Raw genomic sequence first — 9,702 nt, 5'->3', positions numbered from 1 at the left:
TACGGCCCATAGTGGACTTTCACCACCTAGCTAATACCCATGCCGGGCGCACTAAACAGGTAAAGGGCTGGGGAGAAGGTAAATTTCCCCAGCCCTTTACTTGAATATTACAAAGGTAATCGCCAAAAACGCGCGTTAATGTTTCCCCCACCCATTTAATCACGCCGCAGGTAGAGACGATCGACCACGTGACCGTGGGTCTTGTGGAGGATCAGGTTAGCCCGGGTCTTTGTTGGGAGGATAAAGTCTTTGAGGTTTGGCAGGTCAACAGTTTGCCAAACTTCTTTGGCCATCTTAAAGGCATCATCCCGGTTTCCTTTTGAATACGGATAGTAGTAATTAGACGGGTCCGTAAAGGCCGTCTTTAACAGGAGGTCAAAGCGTTGCAGATACCAACATTCAATCAGGTCTGGATCCGCATCAACATAGATTGACCAGTCAAAGTAGTCACTGACGTACAGACGCTGGTTGGTTGGCAATTGCAAGGTGTTAATCCCCTCAACAATCAAGATATCAGGGCGGTCAATTACCAGCGGTTTATCTGGCTGAACATCATAAACCTGGTGCGAGTAAGTCGGCGCCTTAACAACCGGCTCCCCGGCCTTGACGTCGTTTAAAAACTTCAAAAGCTTTTCCATATCATACGATTCGGGAAAACCTTTACGGTCCATTATACCCCGTCGCTTCAGCTCTGCATTTGAATACAGAAAACCGTCCGTAGTCATCAATTCCACCCGCTTATCGGGAAGGAGCTTATTTAAAAGGATACTAAGCAAACGAGCAATCGTACTTTTGCCAACTGCCACCGAGCCGGCAATTCCAATAATATAGGGTACCCGCCGGACCGGTTGGCGCAAGAAATTGGCCTTTTGCATCTGCCATTCCAAAAAGTTCTGGTAGTGGAGTTGCAGAAGCTTAATCAGCGGCAAGTAAACATCCTTGACGTCCTCAATTGAGATGCGGTCGTTTAACGACTTAATATCATCCAAATTTTCTTGGTTTAAGCGAACCGTATCAGCCGGGAAAAAGGCGTGCCATGTCTGCCGGTCAAATTGTTCGTAGTTCATCCATTCATCCATTATTAATATTCCTTTGATTGTCGTTATGTAAACGGTTACTATTCTATCACACTTAGTGAGGAACGGTAACCTACTCATCAATAATTATAAGACAAGAAGCCGGCAACTAGTATAAAAACACACTAGTTGCCGGCTGGGGAATATATTAGCGGGAGTTATTCTTAATTTTCCGCATTTGGCAGTTGGAAGGTCGAAGCGTCAACCTTAGCGGGGTCACCCTTCCGGCCCGGCTTCATTTCAACTAAGCCCAGCTTGATTGCGCCGACTGGGCAAACCAGGGCACAGAGTTGACAACCGACACACTTGCTCTTATCAAAGGTTGGCAGGCGCTTATCGTCATCCCAGCCCATTGCTTGGTGGGCACCATCTTGACAGGAGATGAAGCAACGACCACAACCGATGCACTTATCCCAATCAATCTTTGGGTAAACCTTGTAGTCACGGTCCAGTTGGTTAGTTGGCAGGATGTTCTTGTTAGCAATCCCAACCAAATCCTTCAAGTGGTCAACGCCCTGTTCATCCATGTAGTGCATTAACCCGTTTGTCAGGTCATCGATAATTCGGTAACCATACTGCATAATGGCGGTCGTAACTTGCAGGGTCGAAGCCCCAAGCAGGATAAACTCGGCGGCATCTTCCCAGGTTTCAATCCCACCAATACCGGAAACAGGCAGTTGCTCCAGCCCGGCAGCGGAACGAATCTGTTGCAAGAACCGGAGGGCGATTGGCTTAACAGCTTTACCAGATAAGCCAGAAACGGCTGATTTACCATTGATACTTGGCAAAGCAACCTTGTTGTCTAAATCAATATCGGTAATGGACTTTACGGTGTTAATGGATGAAACACCGTCAGCGCCACCTTCAAGGCAGGCTTTAACAACCGGAATCATTGTCATGATGTTTGGCGTCATCTTGGCCAATACTGGCAGGTTAGTCCCTTTCTTAACGGCTTCACAGTTGGTCTTACATAATTCAGGGTTCGTACCAACATCGGACCCCATCGTGTGGGAAGTCATCTGTGGGCATGAGAAGTTCAATTCAATCATGTCCGCGCCGGCTTCGGTAACCAGCTTAGCCAGGTTGGTCCAGTCTTGCGGGGTTTCACCCATAATAGAGGCAATCAAAACCTTGTCTGGGTATTCCTTCTTCAGACGGCGCATGTCAGCCAGGTCTTGTGCCATTGGGTGCTCAGCCAGCTGTTCCATGTTCTTGAAGGCCACGAATGGTGTGTCTTCCTTGGTCAGTTGTGAGAATCTTGGTGATACTTCATCAATAACGAAGTGGTCTGGTGATAAGGTCTTGTAGACAATCCCACCCCAGCCAGCATCGTAGGCGTTCTTACACATTTCATAACAGTTGCCAACTGGTGAAGATGACAAGCAGAATGGGTTCTCAAAATGAACACCTAAAGAGTCAATTGACAAGTCTTTTTTAATCATTGTCTTGTCCTCCTAACACACGATCGATTTCTTCGGCAACTTCCTTACCCTTTTGAACGGCGTAAACAACGGTCTTGTCACCATCGACAATATCACCAGTTGCGAATACCTTCGGGTCCTTAGTGTGGAAGCGTACTTTTCGGAATGGAATCTCATTATGCTGAATGTCAATGTTCAAACCATCGGCATCAACCTTTTGACCAATGGCTAAGATGATCTTATCAGCGGTAATCGTCATTTCACTATCAATCTTACGGTGCTTAAAGGTAACCTTGTTTTGACGTACATCGGTTGGCACATAGCCATCAACGATCGTAACGCCTTCTTTTTGGGCCCCTTCAAGTTCCTTCTTGGAAGCCTTAAATTCAGAGAATTCTTCGTATACCATGTCGGTAACGTGGGTGACACCCAGCTTCTTCAGGGTTGTGACAACGTCCATCGCCACGTCACCACCACCGATAACCAGAACGTTGTCTGGCAGGTCGTCAAGCTTACCCTTGTTTTCCTTGGCACGGGCCAAGAAGGAAATAGCGGATTCCGTGCAGATGTTATGTTCAAACATCGGAATCGTCTTGGCAGCACTAGCACCGATGGCCACGATAACGGCATCGTACTTAGCCTTCAGGTCGTCCATGGTGATGTCCTTACCCACGGCAACGTTGTACTTGATGTTGGACCCGAGGTTAACGATCCGTTGAACTTCGTAGTCAACGATGGCTTCTGGCAGGCGGTATTCAGGAATTCCGTAAGTCAGGTAACCACCGGCCTTGGCGTTCTTTTCGTAGATGTCAACGCCGTAGCCCTTTTGCCGTAAGGTAGCGGCGGCTTGCAGCCCGGCAGGACCACTCCCAATGATGGCAACGTTCATGCCGTTTTCCTTGCCGGCGTGAAGGATCTGCATGTTTTCCTTCCGTTCCATGTCGGTAACGTAGCGTTGAATCCCACCGATGTCGATTGGGCCATCAATCTTCGCACGGGTACATGCACTTTCACAGTAACGTTCAGTTGGGCAAACCCGGGCACAAATAGCACCGAGGGCGTTATTTTCCCGAATAGTTTCGGCCGCCCCTTTAACGTTGCGGAAACGAACACTCCGAATAAACTTAGCAGGATTGGTGTGAGCTGGGCATGCCTTAGAACAAGGTGCGTCTTCACACAGTAAGCACCGTGCTGCTTCTTGCATCACGGTGGTCATTGTGTAGCCTTTAGGCTCTGTTTCATATTTTGAAGTCATTGAAATTGCCTCCTCTAGGTTACAACTTCGTAATCTGAACTTAGTGAACATTATCACTTGATAGTTATATAATAGCGGTTTCATTTAGTAAGTACAATGGAATTTGTCTAATTCTTTTTTATTCTATTTTTCGTAATAATCACTATATAATATTGGAATAAGAACCAGTATTTTAGCAATATTTTCTATCATTTCGTTTTTATTCACGTATTCAGGAACGCAAAGCTCACCACAACGTTAATTGCGTTACCACATACCATCTCCAGTACACCCTGCGGCATATTCACCGGCTGTATCGGGAGTTCTTCGATAGCTTAGTGCCGACTTCACAGCCAGTACGCTAGCGATGACCGACATTGTCAACTACTAGGTCCAAAGTAACGGGCCGGGAAACGTAGCGGCGTTTAAAATCAATTGTCACTCGAAAAGGCCCTTGAGTAAATGGCATCCACCAAAGAACAATGGTAACTAGACGCAAAATGGCGGGCACGTGCTTTTACTTGGTATTATTGCGGCCATTCCAACGATCATCATTGCTGGGCCGGTCTTTAACTGGTTCCTCCACAAAGTCTACCCTCAAGTATACCGGAAAAATATCGATATCTCGGTTCTTGGTGAATATAAGGAATTTAATCTCGACGAAACCCCTAAATTTGGTATTTCCGTCTTAACGGCCATGATGCCGGTTATTCTGATTGTCTTTGCGACGATCTGCTCATTCATTTTTTCTAAATCAAATCCGGTTAATGAATTTATCCAGTTCGTTGGGGCACCAGACCTTGCCATGCTACTTTCGTTAATCTTTGCCGTCTTTACAATGGGACTCCACCGGAACAAGACAATGAACCAAATTTCTGATACGATGGTGGCTTCCATCAAGCAAATCTCCGTGATGCTGCTAATCATTGGTGGTGGAAGGGCCTTCAAACAAGTCTTAGTTGATGGTGGTATTTCCAAATACATCTCAACCCTGTTTGCCCAAACCAACATCTCACCAATTCTGGCTGCTTGGCTAATCACTGCCCTGCTCCGGGTATCGCTGGGTTCCTCAACAGTGGCTGCCATGACTGCCGCTGGTCTCGTGGCCCCAATGGCCCATCAATTCGGCTCTAACTCCGCCATGGCTGCTCTGATGGTACTAAGTGTTGGTGCTGGTTCCGTCTTCTGTGACCACGTCAATGACGCCGGCTTCTGGATGATCAAGGAATACTTTGGTCTTTCTCTTAAAGAAACCCTCCTTCCCTGGTCAACCTTAACCTCTGTCCTGGCACTGGCGGGACTTGGTTCGGTTTATGCTATCTCATTGTTTGTTTAATTCGGCTACATATAAACCACTGTAAATAACCTTCAATAAGATAATAGCTACACATTTTTGATTAAGCTATTATCTTATTGAAGGTTATTATGATGCGTTATAGTATCAAACCTTTGCAAATATCCATTAAATACTATTGGAAATTAAAATCTATTGCAGTTTCCCCGCCATCTAATGGTATCCTAGTAATAGTAACTTTTAAGGATGATGAAAAATGAACCAGCGTGTAACCATTGGCGACGTTACTAAAGTGGCCGGCGTTTCCGGTACAACAGTTTCACGGATTATTAATGGCCACTATGAAAAAATGCGCCTTGCTACTCGTCAGCGGGTCGAAGCCGTTATTAAAGAACTCCATTTTATACCAACCGCCTCTGCACAACGTCTTCGCCAAAGGCAAGGCCACGTAATCGGCGTTTTAGTTGGTGACATTGCTAACCCCTTTTCATTCCTCCTCGCCAAGGGGATCGATGACATACTTAAGCAAGCCGGCTACGATATTTTATTAATGAATACGAACAACTCCCTTGAGACCGAAAAGCGGGCTTTACAACGCCTTTACCAGCAGCAAGTTGACGGAATCATCGTTCAACCAAACTCAGGGCACTTTAGCCAATTTAGTGGACTATTAAGAGCCCAGATACCACTGGAAATTGTTGACCGGGAAGTGTGGGACCTCCCCGCCAGCGTCGGCACAGTCACCAGTGCCAATCAAGATGCCTGTTACCAACTGGGCCGCATCTTGCTTAACCATGGCTACCATAATATTCTTGCCATCAGTGCTCACTTTGCAGAAGCTTCTGGCCAAATTCCACGCATTGCGGGCCTTGAGACGGCTGCAAATGACTTCGGTCTTTCCTACCATAATATCGAAACGCGGGGCCATGGTCGTGATTGGCTTGCGCGCACGTTTACCCACCAATTAGCCCAACTAAGCGGGCGGACCGCCGTCATCTCATTAATGGGCCCCGTTCTCTTTGATCTCTTGAGTATTTTTAAAAAACACCATTTAACCTTTCCTCAGGATTTCGGTCTGGTCAGCTTTGATGACTGGGAATGGTCGCAGTATGTTGGGGATGGGATCTTCCTTTTGAAGCAGGATATGGAGTTGATGGGTAACTATGCGGCTAAGTGCTTGCTCAAATCAATGGCCACCATTCCACCAGCGGCACAACGCTTTTGCCCGTTGAAACCGTCTTTCGCCCCTCAATTTAACTTCTCAATCAATTACTAAAAGGAGTAACAATAATTATGGCAGATAAGCTTACCCACTTTAATGACCAGGACCGGGCCCGCATGGTTGACGTGACCGCTAAAAAGGTGACGGCGCGCTTTGCTCGAGCAACCGGTCAGATTCATATGCACCCGACTACCCTCCAGCAAATTACCGCTGGCCACATTAAAAAAGGCGACGTCCTGGCCGTCGCCCAAGTGTCCGGAATTATGGCGGCAAAACGGACCGCCGAATTAATCCCCATGTGCCACTTGATTCCTTTGACCGGGGTCGACATTCATTTTCATGACAATGGTCATGATACGATTACTGCTGATGCAGTAGTTAAGACGAAGCATGTCACCGGCGTGGAAATTGAAGCACTATTAGCTATTCAAACCACCTTATTAACAATTTATGACATGTGTAAAGCGATTGACCGGGGAATGGTTATTGATGATGTTCACCTAGTCGAAAAAGACGGTGGCAAAAGTGGCCACTTCATTTTTGCCCAACCAGATAACTAGTCTATAAAAAAGAGGACCACCAAGATGCAATTTTGGGTACTGGTAGTCCTCTTTTCATTATTTACTACGAGTGAATGCCAAGGGCAATCTTTGCGTAGCGGGTCATCATATCTGGATTCCACTGTGGCTGCCAAACGAGATCAATCTTACACTTGTTGACCCCTTTGACCGCAAGGGTTTGTTCAATTATTTGCTGACTTAACATATTGCTAACCGGACATCCCATGGTAGTTAACGTCATCTTAATCACACATAAACATTGTTTATTAACATGAACATCATAAATCAATCCTAAGTTAACAATATCGACGCCTAACTCTGGATCAATTACAGATTGCAAAGCGGTCATGACCCGGTTTTCAACCGGTGAAAATGGTGCGCCAGTATTTTGATCTGCTGCCATAATATTAACCACCAATTTGACTCATATGCCGCCAGGTCGGCGCAGGACTAATAATCTGCTGGGGATTTTTCATCGCCATCTGATGATTGAGCGGCTTGTTGTCTAACGCCGTTTGAACAACGTGTTTAAACGCCGTAAAATCATTTATCATTGGACGAATATTTAGCTCTTCGTTCCAATATAAACAGGCTTTAACGTATCCATCTGCAGTAATTCTAATTCGATCACACGACTTGCAGAACCGTTCAGAGATGGGATGAATTAGCCCAAAGCTTCCCTGGTAGCCGGCAATCTGGTAGTTATCTGCAGGCCCATTACCCGGTAACGTTAACGGTGAATATTTAAGTCCGGCCCGGTGACATTCATCAAAGATGTGCGTTAATGGCACATATTCCTGTTGCCAATCACTAATCTCTTGACCAATAGGCATATACTCAATAAAGCGCACATTAATTTTATGATCCTTCGTGTAGTTGATAAAGTCCATTATCTCCTGATCGTTTTCTCCCCGGACGACGACTGTATTGATCTTGATGATCTTAAAGTTTTCCCGCTCAGCTGCCGCAATTCCTTGAAGAACGTGCTTAATATTACCACCACGGGTCATTTTCTTATAAACCTCAGGGTCAAAGGTGTCTAATGAAATATTTAGCCGATCTAATCCTGCTTCTTTAAGGTCTTTTGCTTGGTACTTAAGGGCGGTACCGTTAGTTGTAGCTGAAATATCAGTTATTTCTGGAATTTGCCGAATTCGGTAGATAATCGTAGCTAAATCCCTCCGCAGCAATGGCTCGCCACCAGTCAAGCGCACCTTTGTAACCCCTAATCGGGCAAAATTTTGGACTAATTGGACAATCTCGTCCTGACTCATAATCTTATCTTGGGAGAAAAAGTCTAATCCGGCCGCGGGCATACAATAAACACACCGTAAGTTACACCGGTCAGTTACCGAAAGCCGAAGATAATCAATTTTTCGTTGAAAATGATCATAAAGCTGCTCCATTAACATCCACCTCATTATCGTAATAACATCTGCCTATATTAATTATTAATGATCCTACGAGATAATTAAATTGGCTTTTCCCCTGAATTTTATTTTGCACCGTTAAATCGAGTAGGAGGTGATTGATTAGTTCAATTACCGACCTCTCACACCACCGTACGTACGGTTCCGTATACGGCGGTTCGACAATTTAATCACTTTTGAATTGACTGGAGCGTCTTGGACATATTTTTATTAGTCCAAGGTGCTCCAGTTCTCTATTTGTTAGAGAATAATTTAGTGTCTTACTGTGTGCAGTTCGCCAGTAGCCCCTCCGGGTACTAGCAAAGACGAACGCATCATGATAAGACAAACCTGACTTCTGTAAATGTACAACTTTAGTTTTGAATTTCTTCCATTGTTTCCAGATGTATTGCCTTATTCGTGCTCTTAACCATTGGTCAAGGCGATGAATAAAATTGGTCAACTTCCCGATTGAGTAATACTGAAGCCAGCCACGCATCTTTTGGTGGATTTCTTCAAACATCTTAGTAAGAGAAACACCCCGATTGCGCTTAGTTAGAAGCCTCAATGCTTGTTTTACTCGTTGTTGTGATTGCTTGGCTGGTCGGGCATAAGCACCATTACGGTCTACACCGAGTGAGAAGCCAAGAAACTTCAACCTTAAGGGACTACCAACTTTGGTTTTATCTGGATTAACTTTAACTTTCAATCGCTTTTCAAGAAACTGAGTAATACTACGCATTACTCGTTCTCCAGCCCGCTGACTTTTAACATAGATGTTACAATCGTCCGCGTAACGCACAAATTGGTGACCACGTCTGGTCAACTCTTTGTCCAACTCATTTAAATAAACATTCGCTAATAATGGTGATAACGGTCCTCCTTGCGGAGTTCCTTTGTCGCTCCTAGCGAACAGTCCATGGTCCAAGACTCCGCTAGTCAAAAACTTGCGGACAAGTCTTAGCGTCCATGGGTCATCAATATATTGTTGGAGGTATTTAATCATCAAATCATGGTTGACATTATCAAAATAGGCCTTAAGGTCTAAATCGACCACCCGTCGATAACCTTGATTATATAGTTTAACTACCTTTGCGATTGCGTCTTGAACTCCACGATGAGGGCGGAAACCAAAACTATTGTCAGAGAAAACACACTCAAAGATGGGCATGAGTGCCTGGGCAACTGCTTGTTGGACCATGCGGTCCACTACTGTTGGTATCCCTAGTTTTCTCACTCCACCGTTGGGCTTGGAAATTTCTACTCGTTTAACCGGTGCTGGCTTATAATTGCCCTCACGTAGGTTGGTGATTAACTTCGTTTTATTTTCCCTGAGGTAGGGCAGAAGGTCATTGACAGTCATATCGTCAACGCCCGCTGCTCCTTTGTTTCTCTTAACTCTCAAATAAGCCTGATTAAGGTTATTGCGATCCAAGACTTGGTCTTGGATAGTGACACTCATACCTTTACCTTCACCATAATCGGT

At 45.3% G+C, this 9,702-nt stretch carries 7 protein-coding genes and 2 pseudogenes; 3 read left to right on the top strand and 6 right to left on the bottom strand.

All coding sequences use genetic code 11. From position 1 onward, the window contains the following. Positions 1–155: 155 nt before the first annotated feature. From coaA to FD32_RS06475, 3 genes are all read right to left on the bottom strand, one after another. Positions 156–1,079: a type I pantothenate kinase gene (gene coaA, locus FD32_RS06485; protein WP_047769516.1), complete on the bottom strand. Its 924-nt coding sequence runs from the start codon at positions 1,077–1,079 to the stop codon at positions 156–158. A 161-nt stretch (positions 1,080–1,240) separates the two neighbouring features. Beyond that, positions 1,241–2,518 carry an NAD-dependent dihydropyrimidine dehydrogenase subunit PreA gene (gene preA, locus FD32_RS06480; protein ID WP_047769518.1) on the bottom strand — a complete coding sequence of 426 codons (1,278 nt, stop codon included), beginning with the start codon at positions 2,516–2,518 and terminating at the stop codon, positions 1,241–1,243. Beyond that, complete coding sequence (locus tag FD32_RS06475) at positions 2,511–3,752, bottom strand: FAD-dependent oxidoreductase (RefSeq protein ID WP_047769520.1); 1,242 nt, start codon at positions 3,750–3,752, stop codon at positions 2,511–2,513. The genes preA and FD32_RS06475 overlap by 8 nt, the downstream gene beginning before the upstream one ends. A 484-nt stretch (positions 3,753–4,236) precedes the next feature. Between FD32_RS06475 and FD32_RS06470 the strand changes: the two are divergent. The 3 genes and pseudogenes from FD32_RS06470 to moaC form a co-directional block, all read left to right on the top strand. Continuing rightward, positions 4,237–5,067, top strand: a pseudogene (locus FD32_RS06470) (gluconate:H+ symporter); the annotation flags it as partial. A gap of 214 nt (positions 5,068–5,281) precedes the next feature. Continuing rightward, positions 5,282–6,301 carry a LacI family DNA-binding transcriptional regulator gene (locus FD32_RS06465; RefSeq protein ID WP_156410644.1) on the top strand — a complete coding sequence of 340 codons (1,020 nt, stop codon included), beginning with the start codon at positions 5,282–5,284 and terminating at the stop codon, positions 6,299–6,301. Positions 6,302–6,318: 17 nt separating this feature from the next. Beyond that, entirely contained in the window at positions 6,319–6,807 is a 489-nt protein-coding gene (gene moaC, locus FD32_RS06460; protein WP_047768949.1) for a cyclic pyranopterin monophosphate synthase MoaC, read from the top strand. A gap of 64 nt (positions 6,808–6,871) precedes the next feature. Here moaC and FD32_RS06455 read toward each other — a convergent pair whose 3' ends face one another. From FD32_RS06455 to ltrA, 3 genes and pseudogenes are all read right to left on the bottom strand, one after another. After that, a complete protein-coding gene (locus tag FD32_RS06455; RefSeq protein WP_047768951.1) occupies positions 6,872–7,210 on the bottom strand; it encodes a metal-sulfur cluster assembly factor in 339 nt (112 codons plus the stop codon). Positions 7,211–7,214: 4 nt separating this feature from the next. Further along, positions 7,215–8,213, bottom strand: a complete 999-nt coding sequence (gene moaA / locus FD32_RS06450) for a GTP 3',8-cyclase MoaA (protein ID WP_047768953.1) — start codon at positions 8,211–8,213, stop codon at positions 7,215–7,217. 194 nt (positions 8,214–8,407) lie between these two features. Continuing rightward, positions 8,408–9,702: pseudogene (gene ltrA / locus FD32_RS06445) on the bottom strand (group II intron reverse transcriptase/maturase); the annotation flags it as partial.

Origin of the sequence: Limosilactobacillus panis DSM 6035 (assembly GCF_001435935.1) — a bacterium.
Classification (GTDB): Bacteria; Bacillota; Bacilli; order Lactobacillales; family Lactobacillaceae; genus Limosilactobacillus; species Limosilactobacillus panis.
This window is presented reverse-complemented; position numbering and strand designations above follow the sequence as displayed.